The following is a 24195-nucleotide window of genomic DNA, read 5'->3' on the forward strand; positions in this document are numbered from 1 at the left end:
CCGGTTGCCCGGGTAGGCGGATTGGGCGGCGAAGCAGTCACCGTCCGCCAGGCATGACGCCTGCCATTGACTCGCTGGCCTGGGAGAACCCCTCAGGTCCGATGCCGGACGTCGAAGTGCGCGGAGTGCGCGGTCAGCTTGCCGAGCAACTCGATGAGGGTCTGCTGCTCGTCCTCACTGAGGGCGCCCGCCCACTCCTGTTCACGCGCGTTGTGCGCCTGGAAGGCAGTGGTGATCGCATGCAGGCCGGCCTCGGTGAGGCCGAGCTGGACCGCGCGCCCGTCGTAGGAGGCGCGCTCCTTGCTCACCAGGCCGTCCCGTTCCAGCGTGTTCACCAGCGCCGACACGGCGGCTCGGCTCATGCCGGACAGTTCCGCGACCTTCTTCGCCTCGACCGGGCCCGACAGCCAGATGGCGAACAGCACCCGGAAGCCGGGCCATGACCAGCCGCGAGGCCGGTGCACGGAGGATTCGAGGTCGTAGACGAGCATGTTGGCCGCGCGGTGGAGGGTGAGCACCAGCCGCATGGCGAGCGGGTCGATGCCGGGGAGTTCCCGCGAGGCCCGGTCGATGGCGTAGTCGATGAACGACCAGAAGTGCAGGTGGTCGGCATCCAGCGGTTCCGGTTCCTGGGTCACGGTCGGAGTCTAGGTCGGTCGGCAGCACGAACCGCACTCGGGAAGCGGCCACACGTCGGCACCCCGCCCAGGTTTCCGGACCGTGAAAAACCTTCGCCCGAGGACTTCCCCCCAGATGTCGACAGGGGTACGGTCCCCAATTAATCAAAGCATTGATTATATGCCCTGAGCAGTACTTGTTCTGCTTTGTCCCCTGGGTCTGTCAAGGGACAGGTCTCCTCCCGGCCGTGGGTCCCGGGCGATCGATCCCCAAGGAGCCTCGTATGCCCGAAGCACTCGCTCCCCCCAGTCCCGGCGCGCTGCGTGCCTGCATGTCCCGTTTCGCCACCGGCGTCACGGTGGTGTCGTACGCGACCGACAGCGGTCCGCGGGGCGCCACCATGAACTCCTTCACGTCCGTGTCCGCCGAACCGCCGCTCGTGCTGGTCAGCGTCGCCCGCCGGGCCCGCTGTCACGACCAGCTGGCCGACGGGCCCTTCTGCGTGAACATCCTCGGCGCCGAGCAGGAGCAGCTGGCCCGGCTGTTCGCCGGGGCCCCGAGCACCGCGGAGCCCCGCTGGGCAGAGGGCGCGCGCGTCCCCCGGCTGGCCGACCCGCTCGCCTGGGTGGAGTGCGAGCCCTGGCGTACGTACGACGGCGGCGACCACACCCTCCTCGTCGGCCGCGTCACCGACCTCGGTCACCGCGACGGCGACGCCCTGACCTACGCCTGGAGCCGTTTCGCGTCCACGACCGAGTCGACCGACGGCATCGAGCACCTCTTCTGAAGCCATTCCGCCCGGCCCGCCCCTCTCTCTCGAACCCCACCGCACTCCCCAGGAGAACCACCATGGCCGCACGCACCGGCAAGGAATTCCTCGAACGCCTCTCCCAGTCCCGCCCCACCGTGCACATCCAGGGCGAGACGCTCACCGGAGGAATCCAGGAACACCCCGCTTTCCGCAACGTGGTGCAGACCTACGCCGAGCTGTACGACCTCCAGCACAGCGACGAGCACAAGGACGTCCTCACGTACGCCTCCCCCACCTCCGGTGAGCCGGTCGGCACGTCCTTCCTCACTCCGCGCACACCCGACGACCTCGTCAAGCGCCGTAAGTCGTTCAAGGTGTGGGCCGACCACAGCAACGGCATGCTGGGCCGCACCGGCGACTACATGAACAGCTCCCTGATGGCGCTCGCCTCGGCCGCCGACTGGTTCGCCCAGGCCGACCCCGCCTTCGGCGAGAACATCCGCCGCTACTACGAGAAGGCCCGCGAAGAGGATCTGCTGTGCACCCACACGCTGATCCCGCCGCAGGTCAACCGGGCCGTGGCCGGTACCCAGCAGGCGGGCGGCAAGCTCGCGGCACGCATCGTGAAGGAGGACGACAACGGCGTGGTGATCCGCGGGGCGCGCATGCTCGCCACCATCGCCCCCTTCGCCGACGAGATGCTCGTCTTCCCCTCGACCGTGCTCCGCGGCACCCCCGAGGACAAGCCGTACTCGTACGCCTTCGCCATCCCCAACGACACCCCCGGCCTGCGCTACATCGCCCGCGAGCCCCTCGACTACGACCGCCCGCGCCACGACCACCCCCTCGCCTCCCGCTTCGAGGAATCGGACTGTGTCGTCGTCTTCGACGATGTGCACGTGCCCTTCGAGCGCTGCTTCGCCCTCGGTGACGCCGAACTGTGCAACGGCTTCTACTCCCAGACCGCCTCCGTGGTGCACATGACCCACCAGGTCGTCACCCGCACCACCGCCAAGACCGAGTACATCCTCGGACTGGTGACACTGCTGACCGAGGCCATCGGCATCGAGCAGTTCCAGCACGTCCAGGAGGACATCGCCGAGATCATCACCACCCTGGAGACGCTGCGCGCCTTCCTGCGCGCGGCGGAAGCCGACGCCGAGATCAACGAGTACGGGGTGCTGACCCCGGCCTGGGCCCCCCTCAACGCCGCCCGCAACCTCTACCCCAAGCTCTACCAGCGCTTCCCGCAGATCCTGCGCAAGCTCGGCGCCTCCGGCCTGATGGCCACCCCGACCGAACTCGACATCACCGGTCCGGCGGCCGTCGACATCGAGGCCTACCTCCAGTCGGCCACCCTCACCGGCGCCGAGCGCGTGAAGCTGTTCCGTCTCGTCTGGGACACCTGCATCTCCGCCTTCTCCAGCCGCCAGGCCCTGTACGAGTACTACTTCTTCGGCGACCCCGTCCGCATGGCCGGCGCGTACGTGAAGTCGTACGACCGCGAGCCGTACAAGGCGAAGGTCCAGGGCTTCTTGGATCAGCACAGCCTGGACCAGCACAGCCTGGAGCGCTCCTGATGACGCACCCCCTGGGGAACCCCCCTTCGAAGATCATCGCTGTCCATCTCAACTACCCCAGCCGGGCCAAGGAGCGCGGCCGGATCCCGGCCCAGCCCTCCTACTTCCTCAAGCCACCCTCGTCGCTGGCAGGCACCAAGGAGGCCATCGTCCGCCCGGAGGGGTGTGAACTTCTCGGGTTCGAAGGCGAGATCGCCCTGGTCGTCGGCAGCCGGGCCCAGCGGGTGCGGCCGGAGGACGGCTGGTCCCACGTGCGGTGGGTGACCGCCGCGAACGACGCCGGGGTCTACGACCTGCGGTACGCCGACCGCGGCTCCAACCTCCGCTCCAAGGGCGCCGACGGCTTCACCCCGATCGGACCGCGCCTGCTGGACGCCCGCCAACTCGACCCGGCCGCACTCCAGTTGCGTACCTGGGTCAACGGCGAACTCGTGCAGGACGACACCACCGACACGCTCCTCTTCCCCTTCGGACAACTCGTCGCCGACCTGTCGAGACTGGTCACCCTGGAGCCCGGGGACGTCATCCTTACCGGGACTCCGGCCGGCGCGTCCGTCGTCTCCCCCGGAGACACGGTGGAGGTCGAGGTCACCGGCAGCGGGCAGTCCACCGGGCGGCTGCGCAACCCCATCGCCTCCGGGCCCGCCCTGGAGACGTACGGAGCGATGCCGAGGACGGACGCGGCCGAACGCGAGGCCGCCCACGGAGCCGCGTTCGCCCCAGAGCCACTGCTCGACCAACGCATCGAGGACGGCCTGCGATCGGTCGCGGTCGCCACACTCAGCGCGCAGTTGCGGGGGCGCGGTCTGCCGCACATGTCCATCGACGGGGTACGTCCCACACGGCCGGACACGAAGATGGTCGGCGTCGCCCACACGCTGCGCTACCTGCCGCTGCGCGAGGACCTGTTCAAGCGGTACGGCAACGGCATGAACGCCCAGAAGCGGGCCATCGAGCAGCTGCGACCCGGCCATGTGCTGGTCATGGACGCCCGCCGGGACACATCCGCCGGCACCCTCGGCGACATCCTCGCCCTGCGCGCCCAGCAGCGCGGCGCGGCCGGGGTCGTCACCGACGGAGGCCTGCGCGACAGCGTCGCCGTCACCGAACTGGGGCTGCCCGTCTACCACGGCGGAGCCCACCCCTCCGTCCTCGGCCGCCGCCATGTGCCGTGGGACACGGGAGTGCCGATCGCCTGCGGCGGAGCCCTCGTGCAGCCCGGCGACCTGCTGGTGGGAGACGCGGACGGCGTGGTCGTCGTACCGCCCGAGCTGGCCGAGGACCTGATCACCGACTGCCGGGAGCAGGAACAGCGGGAGCGCTTCATCACCGAGCAGGTGCGCGCCGGGCACGACATCGACGGCCTGTATCCCCTCGGTCCCGACTGGCACGAGACGTACGAGCGGTGGCGCAAGCAACACAGCACGCAAGGAGAGCCCACATGAAATTCCGCAGCGACCCGTCCGCCATCCGCGGCTCCATCGCTCCCGCCATCACCCCCTTCACCTCGGACGGAGCCGTCGACCACGACAGCCTGCGCGCGCTGATCCGCTTCCAGCTGGAGTCCGGTTCGCACGGCATCTCGCTGGGCGGCTCCACCGGCGAGCCCAGCTCGCAGAGCGTCAGCGAGCGGATCGCGGGGATGCGGACGGCGGTCGAGGAGATCGGCGACCGCGTCCCGTTCCTGCCCGGGACCGGATCCCACAAGCTCGACGAGACCCTCGAACTCACCGCCGCCGCAGCCGAGTTGGGCGCCGACGCCGCGCTCGTCATCACGCCGTACTACGCGCGCCCCACGCAGGAGGGGCTGTACCAGTGGTACGCGACCGTCGCACGGGAGTTCCCGGACCTGCCGATCGTCGCCTACAACGTGCCCTCGCGCACGGCCGTCGACATCGCGCCCGAGACGGTGAAGCGGCTGTTCACCGACTTCGAGAACTTCGTGGGCGTCAAGGAGACCACCAAGGACTTCGAGCACTTCTCGCGCGTGCTGCACGCCTGCGGGCGCTCACTGCTGGTGTGGTCCGGCATCGAGCTGCTCTGTCTGCCGCTGCTCGCGCTCGGCGGTGCGGGGTTCGTATCGGCCGTCGCCAACCTCGCGCCCGGCGCGGTGGCTCGGATGTACGAGCTGTGGGAGGCGGGCGATTTCGACGGTGCCCGCGATCTCCACTACCGCCTGCACCCGCTCGTCGACCTCCTGTTCGTCGAGACGAACCCGGCGCCGGCGAAGTGGGTACTGCACCAGCAGGGACGTATCGCGTCGCCCCATGTCCGCCCGCCGCTCGCCTCCCCCACCGACGCGGGCCTGTCGAAGATCCGCGCGCTCCTCGCCGAGGGCGGCGACCTCACCCAGCAGATCGGAGCCGCGCAGTGAGCGCCACCCCGGAGCACCTTCCCCCCACCCCCGAGCACCTGCCCTCCGTGATCCGGCACTGGATCGGCGGTGCCCTCGTCGACGCCGCCGACAGCCGCACGTTCGACGTCGCCGACCCGGTCTCCAACACGGCCTACGCACAGGCCGCGCGTGGCTCCGCGGCCGACGTGGACCGGGCGGTGACGGCCGCCCGGGGCGCGTTCCCGGAGTGGGCCGGGCTGTCCAACCGGGCACGCGCGGGTGTCCTGTACCGGATCGCCGACGCCGTCGAGGCCCGTCATGACCGGCTCGCCGCCTTCGAGTCGTACGACTCCGGGCTGCCGATCACGCAGGCCCGCGGCCAGGCGCGGCGTGCCGCCGAGAACTTCCGCTACTTCGCGGATGTCATCGTGGCCCTCGGCGAGGAGGCGTTCCGGCAGGGCGACGACCAGTTCAGCTATGTGGTGCGCACACCGGTGGGAGTCGCCGGGCTGATCACTCCCTGGAACACCCCCTTCATGCTGGAGAGCTGGAAGCTGGCACCCGCGCTGGCGTCCGGCTGCACGCTGATCCTCAAGCCGGCCGAGTGGACCCCGCTGTCCGCGTCGCTGTGGCCGGAGATCTTCGAAGAGGCAGGCGTGCCCGCCGGGGTGGTGAACATCGTCCACGGCATCGGCGAGGAGGCCGGCCAGGCCCTCGTCGACCACCCGGACGTACCGCTGCTCTCCTTCACCGGCTCCTCCGACACGGGCCGGCACATCATCCGGTCTTCCGCCGAGCACCTGAAGACGGTGTCGATGGAGCTGGGCGGCAAGTCCCCGGTCGTCGTCTTCGCCGACGCCGACCTGGAAGCCGCCCTGGACTCGGTCGTGTTCGGCGTGTTCTCCCTCAACGGGGAGCGTTGTACGGCAGGTTCACGCGTCCTCGTCGAGCGCCCGCTGTACGAGGAGTTCACCCGGCGACTGGCGGAGCGGGCCGCGAACGTACGCGTCGGGCTTCCTTCCGACCCGGCCACCGAGGTCGGCGCGCTGGTCCACCCCGAACACTACGAGCGCGTTCTGAACTACGTGGAGATCGGCAAGAAGGAGGCCCGCCTCGTCGCGGGCGGCACGCGGCCCGACCACCTCGCCGACGGCAACTACCTGCAGCCCACCGTCTTCGCCGACGTCGAACGCGACGCCCGTATCTTCCAGGAGGAGATCTTCGGCCCGGTCGTGGCCGTCGCTCCCTTCGACGACGAGACCGAGGCCGTGGAACTCGCGAACGCCACGCAGTTCGGCCTGGCCGCCTATGTCTGGACCTCGGACCTCAAGCGCGGCCACCGCATCGCGCACGCCGTCGAGTCCGGCATGGTCTGGATCAACTCCCACAACGTCCGTGACCTGCGCACTCCCTTCGGCGGGGTCAAGGCCTCCGGCGTCGGCCGCGAGGGCGGCGCCCACAGCATCGACTTCTACACCGAATCGAAGATCGTCCACGTCGCCCTCACCGAGGTGCACACCCCCCGCTTCGGAGCCACCTCATGACCGCCTCGAACGCCCCCGACGTCGTCCGGTCCGCCTACGCCCAGCTCGCCGTCACCGACCTCGGCGCAGCCCGCTGGTTCTGGGTCGACATGCTCGGCTTCCATGTTCAGTACGAGGACGCCGAGTCGCTGTACCTGCGCGGCACGGACGAACTCACCCACCACTCGCTGGTGCTGCGCAAGGGCGATCTGGCGGCCCTCGACCACATCTCCTATCGCGTCCGCACCCCCGAGGACGTCGACAAGGCGGAGAAGTTCTTCGCCGGACTCGGCTGCCCGGTCAAGCGGTTGAAGAAGGGCGAGGGAACGCACGGTATCGGCGACGCGGTCCGCGTCATCGACCCGCTCGGCTTCCCCGTGGAGTTCTTCCACGAGATCGAGCGCGCTGAGCGCCTCATCCAGCGCTACGACATCCGCCACGGCGCCGAGATCGCCCGCCTGGACCACTTCAACATCTGCACCCCCGACATCCCGGCCGCCTACGCCCACTACCAGTCCCTCGGCTTCGGCTGCTCGGAAACGATCGAGGGTGACGAGCACGAGCTGTACGCGGCCTGGATGTACCGCAAGCAGACCGTCCATGACGTCGCCTTCACGGGGGGTGCCGGACCGCGCCTGCACCACCTCGGGGTGGCCACCCACGAGTCCCACCAGGTACTGCGCGCGGCCGACATCTTCGGCTCGCTGCACAAAGAGCACCACATCGAACGAGGCCCCGGCCGGCACGGCGTCTCCAACGCCTTCTACCTCTACCTGCGGGACCCCGACGGCCACCGCGTGGAGATCTACACCTCGGACTACTACACCGGTGACCCGGACCACGAGACATACCGCTGGAACGTGCGCGACGACCGCCGCCGCGACTTCTGGGGCAACGCCGTCATCGAGTCCTGGTACAAGGAGGCCGCCCCCGTCCTCGACCTGGACGGACGCCCGCAGCCCGTGACCGACACCGTCCTCGACGAGTCCGCGGTTCAGGTGGGTGCGGACGGCCTCGGCTGATGCTCCGGGCGGTGGGGGGGGACCCGGAGGTGCTTCGCGCCCTTCCGGGGCCCCCTCACCGCGCCCTCGACGGACACGAGATCTTCCCATCCACCCCATTCATCGCACTTTGTGAAAACCGGATACGACAGTTAGTATCCGGCGGCACGCCTACCTGCCGGCTTGCCGAAGGGCCCGCAGAGGAGACCCATGCCCTCGATGACGACTCCGTCGGAAGACACCTCCGCAGGACGCTTCGAGTTCTGGCGGGACGTGGTCGGCCAGAGTTTCGTGCCGCTCGAAGCGCTGCCGCGCGAGGTTCCCGACTTCCGCGCCTCCCTGCACACCGCCCAGCTCGGCGCGGTGCAGGTGTCCGTGGTGGCCGCGGATCCGCACGGCGTCGCCCACACCCGTAGGCACATCGCCTCCGACCCGGCCGATTTCGTCAAGGTGAGTCTTCAGCTGGCCGGGCAGTGCATGCTGACCCAGGCGGACCGCCAGGCCCTCCTCAAGCCGGGCGAGCTGGCCATCTACGACACCCGGCACCCGTACACACTCGACTTCGACCAGCCGTACCGCACACTCGTGCTGATGTTCCCGAGGGTCCTGCTCCGGCTGCCCGAGCGCGACCTGACCCGCATGATCGCCACCACCGTGTCGTGCGGCGACGGACTGGGGCCCGTGGTGCACCCGTTCCTGTGCGGACTGGCAGGGCAAGTGCGGCAACTGGACGCTCTCGGCACGCCGCGGCTCGCGGACAGCGTGATCGACCTGGTCGGCGCGATGCTCTCCGACCGGTGCGCCGTGCACGTGACACAGCAGGACGACGGGCGGGAGCTGCTGGCCCGGCGGATCCTCACGTACATGGAACAGCGGCTCTCCGACCCGGGGCTCGGCCCCGACCGGATCGCGGCCGCCCACCACATCTCGCGGCGCTTCCTCTACAAGCTGCTGGCCGAGCGGGGATACACGGTCTCGGGCTGGCTCCGGGAGCGTCGCCTCGCCGAGTGTCTGCGCGACCTCGCGGACCCCGCGCTCGCCCATATGCCCGTCGCCACCGTCGGAAGCCGCTGGGGCTTTCCGGACCCCGCCCACTTCAGCCACGCCTTCAAGAGCGCCTACGGCATGAGCCCGTCGGAGGCACGCGGAGCCGGGCGCACGGCGCTGGGCGCCTGAGCGCTCCGCTGGATATGCCGGTTGTTCACCGCGGGCCGGTGGGGGCTGGTCGCGCAGTTCCCCGCGCCCCTTACGGGTCGCTGTACGTCCCGAAGACGGCGGATCTGCCGATCGTGCCCGCCCCAGCAAGGGCCGGTGCACCATCACGCAAGCCGGAGTGGGCCGCCGAGGTGCATCCTCCGGTCGTGAGAGAGAGCCGCACACTCCTCACGGGCCCGACTCGCGGGCGCCAGTGAGCGGCTTACGCAGGACCCACAGACACAGGAGCGGGCTGACGTCCCGACTTCCCCCAGGGCCGAAGAGCGTCACCGCGCTGATCGACAGCCCCGCCCTGTCTCTTCTCCCCACGGCACTCTCCCTTCCTGCCTCTCCGGCTCCCGCTCATCCGACGAATGAGGCATTCATGCTGAGAAAGCGATCCGCCGCGCCCCCTCCGCTCGGTGGCGCCGGCTCCGACGCCCGCCGCTACGAGAACAAGCTGCTCGTCATCCTTTTCCTGGGCTTCGGCCTCGTCTTCTTCGACCGGCAGGCACTTTTCTTCCTCGTCCCCTTCATCAGTAAGGACATCCCCCTCTCGAACACCGCCCTGGGCACGCTCGCCGGAGTCCTCGCGCTGACCTGGGCCCTGTCCGGAATGATCTCCGGACGCCTGTCCGACCGGCTCGGCCGTCGTAAGCCCGTGATCATCATCGCGGTGGTGCTCTTCTCCTGCCTCTCGGCGTCGAGCGGGCTGGTCACCGGATTCGTCGCGCTGTTGGGAGCCAGGGCGCTGATGGGGCTGGCGGAAGGTGCCGTACTGCCGGCGTCGCAGTCTCTGATGGTGGAGGCATCCCAGGAGCACCGGCGCGGCCTGAACATGGGTCTGCTACAGGGCTCATCGGCCGGACTGCTGGGCGGCATCCTCTGCCCGCTCGCGGTGGTCTGGATCGCCACGCAGTACACCTGGCGACTGGCGTTCGGCATCACCATCGTCCCGGGCCTGCTGCTCGCCCTGTGGATCTGGCGGTCGGTACGGGAGGAGCCACCGGGTGGCCGTGTGATCACGGAGGCCGTGGCGGAATCCGTGGACGCCGCGGCCAAGCCGAGCATCGGCAGCATCCTGCGGCAGCGCAACATCATCCTCTGCGTGCTGATCGCCTGCGCGTACATGACATGGTTCTTCGTCATCATCACGTTCGCGCCTGTCTACATGACCTCGGTCAAGGGCTTCTCACCCGCGACGATGAGCGGCATCGTGACCTGCCTCGGGGTGGCGTGGGTCGTGTGGGGCTTCGTCACACCGGGGATCTCCGACAGGTTCGGCCGCAAGAACACACTGATCGTCTTCACGGTGATGGCCGCGCTCTGCCCCCTGGCCGTGGTGTATGTGAGCAGCCCCGTGGTGCTCGGCGCAGTGGTCGTGCTCACCTATACGGGTCTCGGCTGCTTCACCCTGTTCATGGCGACCATCCCCGCGGAGACCGTCCCCCGCGGCGCGCTGGCGACCGCCCTGGGCCTGGTCATGGGCATCGGGGAGCTCGCCGGCGGTTTCCTCGCTCCGGTGATCGCCGGGTGGGCCTCCGACAACTGGGGGCTTGAGACGGCCATGTACATCTCGGCGGCGGGTGCCGCGATGGTCGTGCTGCTCGCGCTCGGGCTGAAGGAGACGGCTCCCGCCGTCCTGCGCAGGAAGAACGCGGCGGCGGTCCGCACCGGCGCCACGGAGCGAACCACCAGCGAAGCCGCCGTCTCCTGACCCGGCCCCTCTGCTACGACTCCCGCGACGGCCTGGACCACCTCGGTGGTCCAGGCCGTCGCGTGCTGCCTGGGGACGAGCCGTGCGCCCACGCGGTCCTGCCGGTCCCCCAAGCGGCTACCGGGCCACCCATCGGCCTCTAGGGCAACGCGCGACCGGTCAGAGGACAGGTCACGACCCGCACTCAGCCGTTCGTGCCCGCCTCCACAAGACGCGGTGCACCGCCGCACAAGCCGGTACCCCGTACGTCTGTGACCCTCCCGTCATGCGAACAACACACACCGTTTACGACCACATCGTGGTGGGCGCCGGGTCCGCGGGCTGTGCCCTCACCCGCAGACTCGTGGACGCCGGCCGGACCGTCCTGCTGATCGAGATGGGCGACCGGGACGACAACCCGGCCATCCATGACCCGGGGCGCCTGTGGGAACTGTGGAACTCCCCGCAGGACCACGCGTACACCACCGAACCCCAGCGGCACGCCTCCGGCACCCAGGTGTTCTGGCCGCGCGGCAAGGTCCTCGGCGGGTCCAGCGCCCTGAACGGCATGATCTACGTCCGCGGCAACCGGGCCGACTACGACAGCTGGGCCTACCAGGGAGCCGCGGGCTGGTCGTACGACGAGGTGCTGCCGTACTTCAAACGCTCGGAGGACTTCGAGGACGGCGCGTCGCACTACCACGGGGCCGGCGGCCCACTGCCCGTCAGCCGGAACCACTCCCCCAACCCGGTCACCACCGCCTTCATCGAGGCATGCCAGGACTACGGGATCCCGTACAACGACGACTGCAACGGCCAGGACCAGCTCGGTGTGAACCTGCTGCACCGCAACATCCGCGACGGCAAGCGCGTCAGCGCGTGGACCGCCTTCATGGAGCCGGTACTCGACAGCGCGCTGCTGACCGTGATGACCGGCGCGACGGTCACGCGCGTCCTGGTGGACGGTGGCCGGGCGCGGGGCGTCGAGCTGCTGCGCGAAGGCCGTACGACTGAGGTCCGCTGCGAAGGGGACGTGATCCTGTCCGGCGGCACCATCGGATCGGCCCAGCTGCTCCTGCTCAGCGGTGTCGGGCCGGCGGACGAGCTGCGGGCCCTCGGGATCAGGGCGACCGCGGACCTGCCGGGAGTGGGCGCGAACCTGCACGACCACACCCTCGCTCCGGTGGTGTGGGAGTCGGCACGGCCGGTGCCGCAGGGCACGGCCAACAAACTGGAGGCCCACTACTTCGCCAAGTCCGACCCGGCGCTGACCGTGCCGGACCTGCAGCCGCTGATGTCCCACCTGCCACTGCCGGTGCCCGACATGGACGTTCCCGAAGAGGGCCACGGCTTCTCGGTCCTCGCCGGGACGATCCGTCCGCTCAGCCGTGGCCGCCTGTGGCTGCGCTCGGCCGACCCCACCCAGGCTCCCGCCCTGGACCCCGGCTACTTCGCCGAGCCGTCGGACCTCACGGCCATGGTGCGGGCCGTGCAGCAGGTGCGGGAGATCGGCGAGGAGAAGTCGCTGGGCGACTGGCGGACCCGCGAGGTCGCACCCGGACCGTATGTGCGTACGGACGCGGAAGTCGCCGCGTACATCAAGCGGACCCTCCTCAGCTATCACCACCAGGTGGGCACCTGCCGTATGGGCATCGACCGTACGGCGGTCGTCGATCCACAACTGCGCGTCCACGGCGTGGCCGGGCTGCGCGTCGCGGACGCCTCCGTCATGCCCTCCGTCACCTCCGGCAACACCCACGCACCTGCCGTCATGATCGGCGAGCGCTGCGCCGACCTCATCCTGGGAGCACAGCTGTGACCAATACCCTTTTCATCGGTGGCGAGTGGCAAGCCGCGGCCTCCGGAGCGGAGTTCGAGACCCTGGACCCGGCGACGGGGCAACCCCACGCCCAGGTGTCCCTGGCGGGGGCCGCGGACGCCGACGCGGCCGTACGGGCCGCCCGCGCCGCCCTCGAGAACCCTGACTGGGCGGGACTCACCCCGGCCCAGCGCGCCCGCATCCTGTGGCGCATCGGCGACCTCATCGAGGAACACGCCGAGGAACTGGCCGAGTTGGAGACCCGCGACCAGGGCCAGCCGCTCGGCATCTCCATGGCGGTCAGCGTCGCCGCGGCTGCCGAGCACTTCCGCTACTACGCCGGCTGGGTCACCAAGATCTACGGCGAGACGGCGCCAGTGTCCATCCCCGGCGTGCTGCAGTACACCAAGCGCGAGCCGGTGGGAGTGTGCGCGCTGATCACCCCGTGGAACTTCCCGCTCATGATCGCGAGTTGGAAGATCGCACCGGCCCTCGCCTGCGGGAACGCGGTGATCGTCAAACCCGCGGAACAGACCCCGATGACCACGGTGCGGCTCGTCGAATTGTGCCGTACGGCGGGTGTGCCGGACGGCGTCATCAACCTGCTGACCGGCGGTCCCGAGGCCGGCCGGGCCCTCGTCGAGCATCCCGGCGTGGACAAGGTCTCCTTCACCGGTTCGACCGAGACCGGCAGGGAGATCGTCCGGGCCTCCGCGGGCAACCTCAAGCGTGTCACGCTCGAACTCGGTGGCAAGGCGCCGAGCCTCGTACTGCCCGGCGCCGACCTGGACGCGGCCGTGGCGGGCTGTCTTCAGGGCGCGCTCCTCAACAGCGGCCAGGTATGCGCCGCGTACACAAGGTTCCTCGTCCACCGCTCCCTCGCCGACGAGTTCGCCGAGCGCTGCGCCAAGGCCGTCAGCGGGATGCGACTCGGCGCGGGCAGCGCGCCCGACACCGAGCTCGGCCCCCTGGTCACCGGCGAACACCGTGACCACGTCCACGCGCTCGTGCGCAGCGGCGTCCAGGAAGGCGCCCAGCTGCTCGCCGGCGGGGCCCCGGTCGACGACCTGCCGGGCTTCTTCTACCAGCCGACCGTGTTCACGGGTGTACGGGACGACATGCGCATCGCCCGCGAGGAGATCTTCGGCCCGGTGCTGTCGGTCCTGCCGTACGACGACGAGGACGAGGCCGTCGCCCGCGCCAACGACACCGAGTACGGCCTGGCGGCGGCCGTATGGACCCGCGACGTGGGCGCGGCGCACCGCGTGGCCGGCTCCATCCGCGCGGGCACGGTGTTCATCAACATGCCCAACCCCGTGGACGCCTCCGCCCCCTGGGGCGGGTTCAAGGCCAGCGGCTGGGGCCGGGAGATGGGCAGCGGCGCCATCGACGCGTACACGGAGGTCAAGAGCGTGTGGACCTCGCTCGCCTGAGGTGCCCGCCCGTCACGGACAGGCAGCCCCACGGGTTCGGACCGCACGAGTCTGATGCCTCCCCCGTCCGCACCGGCAAGGCAGTCGGGACCGCGAAGACGGCTTCCACTCGACGACGGCTGTATCCCGATCGCGGCGACCGCGCTGGAGCCACTGCGGGAGCACGGCCCCGGCCGGGCCCGCGTTCAGGTGCTTCGGCCGTGACCACCGCGAGCGGCTGCCGGACGCGATCGGCGACGCCCGTTGGCGCCGTTCGCCAGGCCGCCAGACCGCCAGGGAAGGGCGAGGGCGAGGGCGCCGCGACGAAACGGGAAGCCGCGGCACGCGAAGCACTGCGCCCCGTCTGCGCGGACTACGGGCGCAAGATCAGCGACGACCGACTCGCCCGCGTCGAAAACCGCGGTTGCGCGTGCCGCGGCCTTCTTTGCCGGATGTCTGGGTCGCTGACGCCGGGCGGGCGCGCCGCGCTTCGAGTCCGAGCCGCCGCCGCAGGGAGTCCGGCGCCTGTCTGCACCGGCCCCGACGCTCGGTGACCGTGAGCGCAGAACCAGGCGGAGCAGGCCACCCCATGAGCTGCGGCCGGACACCGTCTTCTCCACGGCCACCGCACCGACCGACATCCAGGTGACGCGTCAACAGCCAGCTACCTACACTCACCGGCATGACCGACACACCGCGCTGGCTCACCGAGTCGGAGCAGCACGCCTGGCGCAGCTTCGTACGACTGCAGGACAAGCTCCTCGGCCGGCTGGCCCGCGAGGTACAGGCCGAGTGCGGCCTGTCCCAAGCCGACTACGGAGTGCTCGTCCACCTCACCGAGGTACCCGGGGGCCGACTGCGCCTGCTGGAGCTCGCCACGGCGGTGGAATGGGAGAAGAGCCGGATGTCCCACCACATCAACCGGATGACCAAGCGCGGTCTGGTCGTCCGGGAGGAGTGCGCCGATGACGCGCGCGTGGCGTTCGTCGTCGTCACGCCCGCCGGCCGCGAGGCCCTCGCGGACGCCGCCCCCCGCCACGTCGAGCGGGTCCGCCGCCTTTTCATCGACCCGCTCAGCCCGGCGGAGCTCGCCATGCTCGCCCAGATCTCGAACCGCATCCTCGAAGGACTGGAGGAGGACCGCGCGTGAGCGCGACGCGGTAACCGCGTAGCGGACCGTGGTGACGCCCAGCTCCCTGATGAGGGCGAGTACGTCCTCCCGCAGACCTGCCTCGTCGGCGTCGGGGCGGCCGGGCGCGTGGATGTCGTCGTAGACGCAGCGGCCCAGGTGCTCGACGAAGGAGCCGTAGATCCGTGGGTTGACGGCACCGACGCCGAAGGCGGGGTCGAGGGTGAAGCGGCCACGTCGAGGCACAGGCCCGAGGCGACGCCCTTGACGCTGCCGTCGGCGTTCAGCGTCCACTGCCGGTTCGCCGCGCCGGAGCAGTTCCAGATGATCACCTTTGCCGCTTTCCGCGCAGCCGGGCCAAGCGGCAACAGGGGGGCTAACCCCAGTGCCAGTCGGATGCCGTTTCCCTACCGTGGTGTGCATGACCGGTATGGACGCCACGGGCGCGCACGACGCCGACCTCAAGAGGGAACTCAGCGCCACCCTGCAGGCCCGCAGGGAACTGGGCGACGAGTACGAGTCGGCGTTGGTCGACTCGTTCCTGGAGAAGGTCGACCAGCGGATAGACGGCTCGGTGGAACGCCGGGTACGGCGGCAGCTCGCCGAACAGCAGATGGTGACGGCGCGGGACTCACGTGCGCCGAAATCGACCGACACCTTCGGCGAGCGCTTCGGCTTCGCCATCGTGTCGCTGGTCCTGGCGATACCCCTGTCCGCCATCGGCGGCGGCATCTCGGGCCTCCCCGGCCTGCTGGTCGCATGGGGCGGCATCGTGGGCGTCAACGGATTCCAGGCGGCCCGCAGTTCGGCATGGCTCTTCGGCCGGCACCACCGCAGGGGCGGCCAGGACAGCGACGACTGGGAGAACTGAGCACTGAGGACTGAGGACTGACGTCCAGGAGTCACCGCACATGTAGGGAAGTCGGCACCGTAGGCCGGGCAGAAAAAGCTTTCGCGGGGACCGCCGCACCCCCCGTTGCCGGGAGGGCGGGACGACGGCGGTCCCCGCGAGGGACGCGGGCCGGGTCAGGGCCGGGCTGGCGCGTCCTGGGCGTCGGTGGAGGTCCGGGAGCCGCTCCGGAGGTCCGTGACGCCGTTTTGGTGTCGGCCTGGGCGGGGAGCCGCTCCCGCCCTTGCCGACACCCCTAATGTGCCGGACCCGTGTTAAGCGTGTGCTGCGCGGACGTGACGCCCTCGTACCACTTCCACGAAGTCCCCGTCCGAAAGGATTCGGAACGGGACATCGCGGCGCACACCGCAAGTTCCCCTCCGAAACGCCCCGTTCACCGGATGTTCGCTACTGCTTGCCGCCCTTGGCCAGGAAGGCCAGCAGGTCCTGCCGGCTGACGACTCCGGTCGGCTTGCCCTCGACGAGCACGATCGCCGCGTCGTGGGCGCCCAGTACGGACATCAGGTCGCCGACCGGTTCGCCGGAGCCGACCTGGGGCAGCGGCGCCGACATGTGCTTCTCCAGCGGGTCGTCGAGCGAGGCCCGCTGGGTGAACAGCGCGTCGAGCAGTTCACGTTCGACGACCGACCCGACGACCTCCGCCGCCATGACGTCCGGGTGTCCGGCGCCGGGCTTCACGATCGGCATCTGGGAGACGCCGTACTCACGCAGCACCTCGATGGCCTGACCGACGGTCTCGTCCGGGTGCATATGGACGAGGGAGGGGATGTGACCGTGCGCCTTGTCGTCGAGGACGTCGGCGACGCGGGCGGAGGGGCCGGTGTCCTCCAGGAAGCCGTAGTCCGCCATCCACTCGTCCAGTCAATCGGCAAACATGCAGATTGCTGTTACGATCCTCGAAACAACTAGTAGGGGGACTACGCCTTGGCTGGCACCTCGCGCAGCTATCTGAACCCTGACCTGGTCAAAGCCCTGTCCGAGGGACAGACCTTCGAGCAGTGGCTAGGGGACCGGATACCCGGCATCGACTACGCCCGGATCAGCGGCGACCAGGCCGTCAGGTCCAGCACGAAGGCCAAGACGAGAGAGAAGGGTGTCGGTATCCGGCACCAGCACGAGGGCAACGACGAGGTAGCGGCAGAGCACGGCATCGCCATCGTCCGCTTCTACGAGGACAACAACATCACCGCGGCTGACCCAGACATCGTTCGTCCCAGCTTTCGCGAGATGACCCGAGCCATGCTCCACCGGAAGGTCCCCGAGGGCTACCCCGTCCGAGCCATCGTCGCCACCGAGTACGAGCGAGTCTGGCGACTGCCCGAGGACTACATCCGCTTCCGCCGCGCCGTGATCTCCGAGCCGGACGGCTTCTTTGTCGAGCGAGGCAAGCCCTACGACATCCACAGCGTTGGGGGCAACATCGTCGGACTCGTCAACTCGGGCGTCTCCGAGGGCGAGGTCTCCAAGACGAAGGAACGCATCCTGCGCAACATGCGCAGGCGTGCCCAGGACGGCACCACTCCCGGCGGCCGACGCCGCTTCGGCTGGCTCGCCCAGGACCTCAGGGAGGGCCGAGCCACGAACATGGCCCTCGACCCCGACGAGGCCCCCTACGTTCGCAAGATGATCGACTGGGCTCTCGAAGGCCGGGCCTGGAAGACGATCGCCCGAGACCTCAACGAGCTGGGCTCGGTCGGAGCATCCGGGAAGCCCTGGTCGGGGGAAACGGTCCGCCAGCTCCTCGTCAATCCCGTGATCTGCGGCATGCGCCAGGTGAAGGGCGAGATCGTCAAGGACACCAAGACGGGTGAGCCGGTCATGGGCAAGTGGGAGACGATCGCCACCGTTGAAGAGTGGGAAGCGATCCGCGACCTGTCAAAGCGGCGCGGAGCACAGCGGGGCATGCGCCTGACCAACGGCGGAGGCAAGGTTCCTGGTGCCCCCGAGTCCCGCGCACGCAAGTACCTCTTCAGCGGCTTCCTGCGGTGTGGTGCTACGCGCAGGGACGGTAAGGGCATCTGCAACGCCAAGATGGGAGGGGTGCGCCGGCCGACGGCGAGCAACCCGGATAACTGCGTCTATCAGTGCGTGAGCTTGGATTGCGGAAAGACGGCCCGCAGCTTGCAGAAGGTTGATGAGTTCCTTGGAGAGCTGGTGATTCGGGCCCTCGAAGCGGAGTTCAAGCACGCAGAGACGAAGTCGACTCCGTGGGAGGGCGAAGAGAAGCTGACGGTCCTGAAAACGAAGAAAGACTCCCTCGAATCCAAGTGGCTGGAGGGAGCTGTGTCGGACGACCAGTTCTACCGGCTGACGCCGCAGCTCGAAGAGCAGATTGAGGCCCTGGAAGAGGACCGCAGGGAGCACGCGGCGATCGAGGCCGCGAACAACACCTTCTCCGGTTGGGACCGGTCGAAGTGGGCTGGGATGGACTTGACTCAGAAGCGCATGGCTATCGGCCGGATCATGCACGCGGCAATCATCATGCCCTTCCCCGAGGGGCGGTCCAAGAGGGCACCGTTCGACGCCAACCTGATCAAGGTCATCCCTCGTAGGTCGAGTGCTCAGCAAGACTGAGGATCGCTCGCAGTTCTCGGTTAGCATCCTCGGGCAGAGGCAGGATGTTGCCCACCTCCCACGTCACCCAGTCGTCAACGCTAATCGGCTCAAAGGTGCTCAACTCTTAGCCTCCTCGCAACAGGCCCCCGGCATCCCGCACTGGGGCCAGGGACAGCGTGGCCTGCTTCGCGGTCCAGTACGGCAGGACCACGTGACCGGCGACCAGGCCTCGCATGTCCGGAACTCGTGGTCCCTCGAAACACCTTTCGGAGGCGGCCTGCCAGCCCCTACCCCGAACGCTGTGCGCTGGAAGGTCCCGGTCGCGTCTCCCCCGAGGCGATCGGGACCGCTGTGTGTCTGCACGCGCTACAGGCCCCCTGTGCACGGTTCCGGACCCTCGCGGGCGCTTCGCGCCGTAGACAGCACAGCGCCCCCGGCCGATGGCCGGGGGCGTCTAGCTGAGGCGGAGGAGTCAGGCTGCTTCGGCCTGGTGGCTGCTGTCCGGGTTCAGGACGGTCCACAGTTCTGCCCAGGTGTCCTGGTCGATGGACGGAAGCAGCGTTTCGAGCTGCTTGGAAACCCACCCGTCCACGGTCGGGTAGGTCTCGATCTTCTTAGCCATGGTTCTCCTCCGCACAGGTCTTGTCCCGCAGGGGACGTGCTGTCAGCCGGTGGAGTCGGAAAGGAAGGCCAACAGGTCTTGGCGGGTGATCACTCCGGTGGGCTTGCCGTCCACCAGGACCACCGCCGCGTCCCGTCCTTCCAACACGGACATCATCCGTGCTACCGGTTCTCCCGATCCGACAACCGGCAGTGGCGGGCTCATGTGCTTCTCGATCGGGTCTCCCGACCCGGCGCGATCGGCGAACAGTGCATGCAAGAGCACTCGTTCGTCCACGGCCCCGATCACTTCGGGGGCCATCACATCGGGATGCCCAGCTCCCTTGGCCACTACCGGCATCTGCGATACCCCGAACTCCCTCAGTACCTCGACTGCGGCCCCAACGGTCTCGGTGGGGTGCATGTGTACGAAGTTCGGGATGCCGCCTCCCTCCTTCTGCTTCAGCACGTCTCCTGCGGTCGACTCCGTTGCCGTGGCTTCGCTGAACCCATGTTGACCGATCCACTCGTCGTTGAAGATCTTGCTGAGGTACCCGCGCCCGCTGTCGGGCAGCAGCACGACGACGACATCGTCCGGTCCGAGCCGCTCCGCGACCCGCAGTGCGGCGACGACAGCCATTCCGCAGGAGCCGCCCACCAGCAGGCCCTCCTCCTTGGCGAGCCGCCGGGTCATCTGGAAGGAGTCCTTGTCGGACACGGCGATGATCTCGTCGGCGACGGTCCGGTCGTAGGCGGTGGGCCAGAAGTCCTCCCCCACCCCTTCGACGAGGTACGGCCGTCCGGACCCCCCGGAGTACACGGACCCTTCCGGGTCGGCCCCGACGACCTGGACGCGCCCGTCACTGGCGTCCTTCAGATAGCGCCCGGTCCCGGAAATCGTTCCCCCGGTCCCCACTCCGGCCACGAAGTGGGTGATCCGCCCCTCGGTCTGCTCCCACAGCTCGGGGCCGGTGGAGTGATAGTGCGAGAGGGGGTTGTGGGGGTTGGAGTACTGGTCGGGCTTCCAGGCGCCCGGCGTCTCGCGCACCAGCCGGTCGGACACGTTGTAGTACGAGTCCGGGTGCTCTGGGTCAACAGCGGTGGGGCAGACCACCACGTCGGCGCCGTACGCACGCATCACGTTGATCTTGTCGGTGGAGACCTTGTCGGGGCAGACGAAGATGCACTTGTAGCCCTTCTGCTGAGCCACGATGGCCAGCCCGACCCCGGTGTTTCCGCTGGTCGGCTCAACGATCGTGCCGCCGGGCCGGAGCTCGCCGCTCTCCTCCGCCGCCTCGATCATGCGCAGGGCGATGCGGTCCTTCACGGAGCCGCCGGGGTTGAAGTACTCGACCTTCGCGAGGACGGTCGCCTGGATGCCCGCGGTCACACTGTTGAGCCTCAGCAGCGGGGTGTTGCCGACGAGGCTGATCATCGAGTCGTGGAATTGCACCGTTGTCTCCGGTTGCCGCACATAAAAGTGGTTGTCATTGGTGCGGCCCAGCCTAAGGCTCCCCCTCGGCATTCACCTCACGTAACGATTGGCGGACGGTCGGTACGGGGCAAGGAGTGGTTGTACGGCTACGAGGAGGTGGCGGCGACGCATGACGAGCATGTCCAGGGCAAGGGTGGCCCGGCGGATCGCGGCCGGCGCTGCGTACGGCGGTGGCGGGATCGGCCTGATGAGCGCGGCGGCCGTGGGACTGGTGCTGGCCGAGGTACGGATGGCGAAACGCCAGGTGGGCAACGGCGGCAGTCCGCACCCGCCGAGTGCGGACGGCCTGTACGGACGCGTGTACGCGACGCCCGGTGAGCCCCCGCTCAGACTCGTCCTGCTGGGCGACTCCACGGCAGCGGGCCAGGGCGTCCACCGGGCCCGCCAGACCCCGGGCGCCCTGCTCGCGTCCGGTCTCTCGGCGGTCGCGGAACGCCCGGTGGAACTGCGCAACGTGGCGCTGCCCGGCGCCCAGTCCGACGACCTGGACCGCCAGGTGGGGCTGACCGTCTCGGCGTCCGAGTGGATCCCGGACATCTGCGTGATCATGGTCGGCGCGAACGACGTCACCCACCGGATGCCCCCGACGCGCTCGGTCCGCCACCTTTCCTCGGCGGTACGCAGGCTGCGTACGGCGGGTGCGGAAGTGGTCGTGGGCACCTGTCCCGACCTGGGCACCGTCGAGCAGGTCCAGCAGCCGCTGCGCTGGCTGGCCCGCCGGGCGTCCCGGCATCTGGCGGCGGCCCAGACGATCGGGGTCGTGGAACAGGGGGGCCGCACGGTGTCGCTGGGCGACCTGCTCGGCCCCGAGTTCGAGGCGAACCCGCGCGAACTGTTCGGCCCGGACAACTACCACCCCTCCGCGGAGGGCTACGCGACGGCGGCGATGGCGGTACTCCCCACGGTGTGCGCGGCCCTGGGCCTGTGGCCTGCGGAGGAGGAGCGCCCGGACGTGTCCCGCCGCGAGGGCTTCCTGCCGGTGGCGCGTGCGGCGGCAGCGGCGGTGTCGGAGCCAGGCACGGAGGTCACGGCCGCGATGCCCACGGGGCCCAGGGGACCCTGGGCACTCCTCAAACGCAGGCGGCGCAGGCGGGTACCGGCGACGGACCCGGCGCCTACGCCGGGGGGAGTGTCGAGCGGCTGATCCCGGCGAGGGCGTGCCGGAGGGGGAATCGCCAGAACCGGCCCTCCGTGACATGTCGCGGAGGGCCGGACCTTGGCGTCAGGGGCGGACTCCCCTGGCCGGGGCGGGAATCGGGGCCGGATGGTGGCAGGTGCAGGTGCACACGAGGTAGTGGACGCCGGGTACGCCGGTGTCGCGGGGTTCGGAGTCCTGGCACCCGGGGTGCTGGCCCAGGACGCAGCGGGGGACCGGAACAAAGGTTCGGTTGTCCAGATCGGGTCGTGGGGTTGGGTCATCGCCTCCCCCTGTCCCGGTCGAGGTCCGTCCCTCCGACCAGTGGAATCACGTACCAGCGTGCGCCCCTGGCGTCCTTGTGGTCTCCCTCGTGTCCTTTGGGGAGGATGCAGGCTCCGCTCTCGCTGAAGATCGGCGCCCGGTAGAAGAGCGAGGCGCGAACGGTCCCGCACGCGGTGGTCGGGATGGTGGTCATCCGGCACCTCCGTCGTACGCCCGGCGGTAGTCGTCCCACAGTCCTTGTCCGTTCTCACACCCGTCCTGTACTCGGCTGACGCGCTTGCAGTCGGCGCACTTGCGTGCGTGCTCGAACCAGTGCCGGTAGGCCCGCAACATCGGCAACTCGGCCTGCGGTACAGCGGCTTGGACCCTGGTGCCCCTGGCGCTGGTCATCGGGCCCTCACCGCGCTCAGCTCGGCGTGGATGTTCCGGGTGTCGCCGCTGATGCCGAAGTCCACGGCCAGCACGGTGATCGCCAGGCGGCGCAACCGCACCGCCCGCTCACGCGCCGCCCAATAGGGACGCACCCGGGCCGCACGGGGCGCCGCGACAGAGTCCATGAGAGCGGGTAGGTACGGCCGTGACAGCCGGGACGCGGAACCGTCGAGGGGTGCCCGGTCGGTGCTGTACGGCGACCGGCGCACAGCAGGCGCGCATTCCGCTGGAGCGCGAGGATCCCCTGCGTTCTTGCTGGTCACGACGGCGCGTGTTGCCGTCGAGGGTTTCCGGCGGGTGCCGGTCGGTGGGATCAGGCGGGTGAGACCCCAGAGAACCAGGGTCACCACCACCCAGTGCAGCGCCGCAGCGCTACGCTCGGCCATGTTCATCAACTCCACTTCAGTTGGCGAGCCACGCCCCGGGGGTCCTGACCGACTCGCCGGGGTCTTCTTGTCTCGTGCTCACCGTCCTCCCTGGCATCTGGCATCCGCAATAGAATCTGCCAGGAATCAGCCTTGGTGGAAGAAATGGCACATGCCAACGCATGCGCATGGCTTCCGCAGTGCAAGCGACGGATGCAAGGCTGAACACATCGCACGCAACGCGCGCACATGCGCGGGATCGGGGAGCACATGGCGGCAAGACCTCAGCCAACCGCCAGGCGGATCGGACTCGGCCATGAACTACGGCAGTTGCGCAAGGAAGCCGGGCTCACCATCGCTCAAGCCGTCGACGGCCTGAGCGTCGACGAGAGCACCCTCCAACGCGTCGAGACCGGCTGGAAGTCCTTCCGGCAGGCCGGCCACCTGCGGGAACTGCTGGAGCGCTACGGCATCACCGACGACGACCAGATGGACCGGCTCGTCGCCCTCCAGCGCGAGGCGTCCAGCCGGGAATGGTGGTCGGACGGCAGCACGAACATGCTCTCCGGCATGCCCCGCTTCCTCGGCATCGAGGCCGCGGCCCGGGAAATCCGCGCCTTCCACCCGACCGTCGTCCCGGGCCTGCTTCAGGCCGAGCTGTACGCACGTGCCGTACACGAACTGCACAAGCTCATTGACGAGACCACGTCCGAGTTCATGGAGCAGAGCGTGCGTCTGCGGATGAAGCGGAAGGAGGCGCTGACCCGCGAGGACGACCCCGTGAAGCTCTGGGTCGTTCTCAACGAACCGGCCCTGCGGTATCCCGTCGGCAGCGCCGATGTGATGCGGGAGCAGTACGACGAACTGGGCAAGCTGGCCGCCCTGGAGAACGTCACCATCCAGGTGCTCCCCCAGGGAGAGCGGGGCTACGTGGCATTCCACGACGTGAACATCATGATCCTCGGCGACGGGCTGCCGACGACCATCCAGAGCGACACCGCGATGCGCACCGTCGCCGTCACTGACAAGCCCCGCGAAGTCGGTCGGTTCTCCCGGATGTTCGACGTCATGGCGTCGAACGCCCTTCCCCCACGCGACACACCGAAGATCCTGAACCAGCTAGCGCGAGAGATCACAGAATGAACACACAGCCAGCCACGAACACGGCACCCCTTCCGGAGGGCATGGACTGGGTCAAGTCCTCCTACAGCAACAACGGCGGCAACTGCATAGAGATCTCCAACGACCTCCCCGGCGTTGTCCCCGTCCGCGACAGCAAGACCCCTCACGGGCCGATCCTGGTCGCTTCAGAAGCGGCTTGGGGCACCTTCGTGGAACACATCAAGCGCTGACCGCACA

At 69.2% G+C, this 24195-nt stretch carries 22 protein-coding genes and 3 pseudogenes; 16 read left to right on the forward strand and 9 right to left on the reverse strand.

What is annotated here, in order from left to right:
- Positions 1-92: 92 nt before the first annotated feature.
- Positions 93-638 (reverse strand): MarR family winged helix-turn-helix transcriptional regulator, encoded by a 546-nt coding sequence (locus tag OG734_RS17720; RefSeq protein WP_330288469.1) that lies wholly within the window; start codon positions 636-638, stop codon positions 93-95.
- Positions 639-901: 263 nt separating this feature from the next.
- On the opposite strand from OG734_RS17720, the gene OG734_RS17725 reads away from it, so the two are divergent.
- From OG734_RS17725 to OG734_RS17775, 11 genes are all read left to right on the forward strand, one after another.
- Entirely contained in the window at positions 902-1405 is a 504-nt protein-coding gene (locus OG734_RS17725; protein ID WP_330288470.1) for a flavin reductase family protein, read from the forward strand.
- A 62-nt stretch (positions 1406-1467) separates the two neighbouring features.
- Positions 1468-2949 carry a 4-hydroxyphenylacetate 3-monooxygenase, oxygenase component gene (hpaB, locus tag OG734_RS17730; protein ID WP_330288471.1) on the forward strand — a complete coding sequence of 494 codons (1482 nt, stop codon included), beginning with the start codon at positions 1468-1470 and terminating at the stop codon, positions 2947-2949.
- Positions 2949-4394: a fumarylacetoacetate hydrolase family protein gene (locus OG734_RS17735; RefSeq protein ID WP_330288472.1), complete on the forward strand. Its 1446-nt coding sequence runs from the start codon at positions 2949-2951 to the stop codon at positions 4392-4394. The genes hpaB and OG734_RS17735 overlap by 1 nt, the downstream gene beginning before the upstream one ends.
- A complete protein-coding gene (dapA, locus tag OG734_RS17740; RefSeq protein ID WP_330288473.1) occupies positions 4391-5323 on the forward strand; it encodes a 4-hydroxy-tetrahydrodipicolinate synthase in 933 nt (310 codons plus the stop codon). Before OG734_RS17735 ends, dapA begins: the two co-directional genes overlap by 4 nt.
- Positions 5320-6828 (forward strand): 5-carboxymethyl-2-hydroxymuconate semialdehyde dehydrogenase, encoded by a 1509-nt coding sequence (hpaE, locus tag OG734_RS17745; protein WP_330288474.1) that lies wholly within the window; start codon positions 5320-5322, stop codon positions 6826-6828. Before dapA ends, hpaE begins: the two co-directional genes overlap by 4 nt.
- Complete coding sequence (gene hpaD, locus OG734_RS17750) at positions 6825-7829, forward strand: 3,4-dihydroxyphenylacetate 2,3-dioxygenase (RefSeq protein ID WP_330288475.1); 1005 nt, start codon at positions 6825-6827, stop codon at positions 7827-7829. The genes hpaE and hpaD overlap by 4 nt, the downstream gene beginning before the upstream one ends.
- A 198-nt stretch (positions 7830-8027) precedes the next feature.
- Positions 8028-8984, forward strand: coding sequence for a helix-turn-helix domain-containing protein (locus tag OG734_RS17755; RefSeq protein ID WP_330288476.1), 957 nt, complete (start codon positions 8028-8030; stop codon positions 8982-8984).
- A gap of 403 nt (positions 8985-9387) precedes the next feature.
- The gene (locus OG734_RS17760; protein ID WP_330288477.1) at positions 9388-10719 is read left to right on the forward strand and encodes an MFS transporter; all 1332 of its coding nucleotides are present in this window, start codon (positions 9388-9390) and stop codon (positions 10717-10719) included.
- A 265-nt stretch (positions 10720-10984) separates the two neighbouring features.
- Positions 10985-12517, forward strand: coding sequence for a GMC family oxidoreductase (locus tag OG734_RS17765; protein ID WP_330288478.1), 1533 nt, complete (start codon positions 10985-10987; stop codon positions 12515-12517).
- The gene (locus OG734_RS17770; protein ID WP_330288479.1) at positions 12514-13950 is read left to right on the forward strand and encodes an aldehyde dehydrogenase family protein; all 1437 of its coding nucleotides are present in this window, start codon (positions 12514-12516) and stop codon (positions 13948-13950) included. The genes OG734_RS17765 and OG734_RS17770 overlap by 4 nt, the downstream gene beginning before the upstream one ends.
- Positions 13951-14611: 661 nt before the next feature.
- Positions 14612-15079 (forward strand): MarR family winged helix-turn-helix transcriptional regulator, encoded by a 468-nt coding sequence (locus OG734_RS17775; protein WP_330288480.1) that lies wholly within the window; start codon positions 14612-14614, stop codon positions 15077-15079.
- Between the two features lie 18 nt (positions 15080-15097).
- On the opposite strand, the pseudogene OG734_RS17780 reads toward OG734_RS17775, so the two are convergent.
- Positions 15098-15304: pseudogene (locus OG734_RS17780) on the reverse strand (alpha-L-arabinofuranosidase); the annotation flags it as partial.
- Positions 15268-15390, reverse strand: a pseudogene (locus OG734_RS17785) (hypothetical protein); the annotation flags it as partial. The pseudogenes OG734_RS17780 and OG734_RS17785, both read right to left, overlap by 37 nt.
- Before the next feature lie 89 nt (positions 15391-15479).
- Between OG734_RS17785 and OG734_RS17790 the strand changes: the two are divergent.
- Positions 15480-15929 (forward strand): hypothetical protein, encoded by a 450-nt coding sequence (locus tag OG734_RS17790; protein ID WP_330288481.1) that lies wholly within the window; start codon positions 15480-15482, stop codon positions 15927-15929.
- Between the two features lie 426 nt (positions 15930-16355).
- Here OG734_RS17790 and OG734_RS17795 read toward each other — a convergent pair.
- Positions 16356-16826: pseudogene (locus OG734_RS17795) on the reverse strand (CBS domain-containing protein); the annotation flags it as partial.
- Between the two features lie 66 nt (positions 16827-16892).
- On the opposite strand from OG734_RS17795, the gene OG734_RS17800 reads away from it, so the two are divergent.
- Entirely contained in the window at positions 16893-18542 is a 1650-nt protein-coding gene (locus OG734_RS17800; RefSeq protein WP_330288482.1) for a recombinase family protein, read from the forward strand.
- A 454-nt stretch (positions 18543-18996) separates the two neighbouring features.
- Here the strand turns inward: OG734_RS17800 and OG734_RS17805 are convergent, their stop codons facing one another.
- A complete protein-coding gene (locus OG734_RS17805; protein WP_330288483.1) occupies positions 18997-19146 on the reverse strand; it encodes a hypothetical protein in 150 nt (49 codons plus the stop codon).
- A 42-nt stretch (positions 19147-19188) separates the two neighbouring features.
- The gene (locus OG734_RS17810) at positions 19189-20577 is read right to left on the reverse strand and encodes a cystathionine beta-synthase (RefSeq protein WP_330288484.1); all 1389 of its coding nucleotides are present in this window, start codon (positions 20575-20577) and stop codon (positions 19189-19191) included.
- A gap of 151 nt (positions 20578-20728) precedes the next feature.
- On the opposite strand from OG734_RS17810, the gene OG734_RS17815 reads away from it, so the two are divergent.
- On the forward strand, positions 20729-21763 hold the full coding sequence (locus tag OG734_RS17815; protein ID WP_330288485.1) for an SGNH/GDSL hydrolase family protein: 1035 nt from the start codon (positions 20729-20731) through the stop codon (positions 21761-21763).
- Between the two features lie 271 nt (positions 21764-22034).
- On the opposite strand, the gene OG734_RS17820 is transcribed toward OG734_RS17815, so the two are convergent.
- Genes OG734_RS17820 through OG734_RS17830 form a run of 3 tightly spaced genes read right to left on the reverse strand, consistent with a single transcriptional unit; the run spans position 22035 to position 22857 of the window.
- On the reverse strand, positions 22035-22232 hold the full coding sequence (locus tag OG734_RS17820) for a hypothetical protein (RefSeq protein ID WP_330288486.1): 198 nt from the start codon (positions 22230-22232) through the stop codon (positions 22035-22037).
- Positions 22229-22429 (reverse strand): hypothetical protein, encoded by a 201-nt coding sequence (locus tag OG734_RS17825; RefSeq protein ID WP_330288487.1) that lies wholly within the window; start codon positions 22427-22429, stop codon positions 22229-22231. The genes OG734_RS17820 and OG734_RS17825 overlap by 4 nt, the downstream gene beginning before the upstream one ends.
- Positions 22426-22857 carry a hypothetical protein gene (locus OG734_RS17830; protein ID WP_330288488.1) on the reverse strand — a complete coding sequence of 144 codons (432 nt, stop codon included), beginning with the start codon at positions 22855-22857 and terminating at the stop codon, positions 22426-22428. The genes OG734_RS17825 and OG734_RS17830 overlap by 4 nt, the downstream gene beginning before the upstream one ends.
- Positions 22858-23106: 249 nt before the next feature.
- Here OG734_RS17830 and OG734_RS17835 point away from each other — a divergent pair, with 249 nt between their 5' ends.
- Positions 23107-23979, forward strand: a complete 873-nt coding sequence (locus tag OG734_RS17835) for a helix-turn-helix domain-containing protein (RefSeq protein WP_330288489.1) — start codon at positions 23107-23109, stop codon at positions 23977-23979.
- The gene (locus OG734_RS17840) at positions 23976-24188 is read left to right on the forward strand and encodes a DUF397 domain-containing protein (RefSeq protein WP_330288490.1); all 213 of its coding nucleotides are present in this window, start codon (positions 23976-23978) and stop codon (positions 24186-24188) included. Before OG734_RS17835 ends, OG734_RS17840 begins: the two co-directional genes overlap by 4 nt.
- The last annotated feature ends 7 nt before the right edge of the window (positions 24189-24195 follow it).

It is taken from the genome of Streptomyces sp. NBC_00576 (assembly GCF_036345175.1).
In the GTDB taxonomy this organism is placed as follows: Bacteria; Actinomycetota; Actinomycetes; order Streptomycetales; family Streptomycetaceae; genus Streptomyces.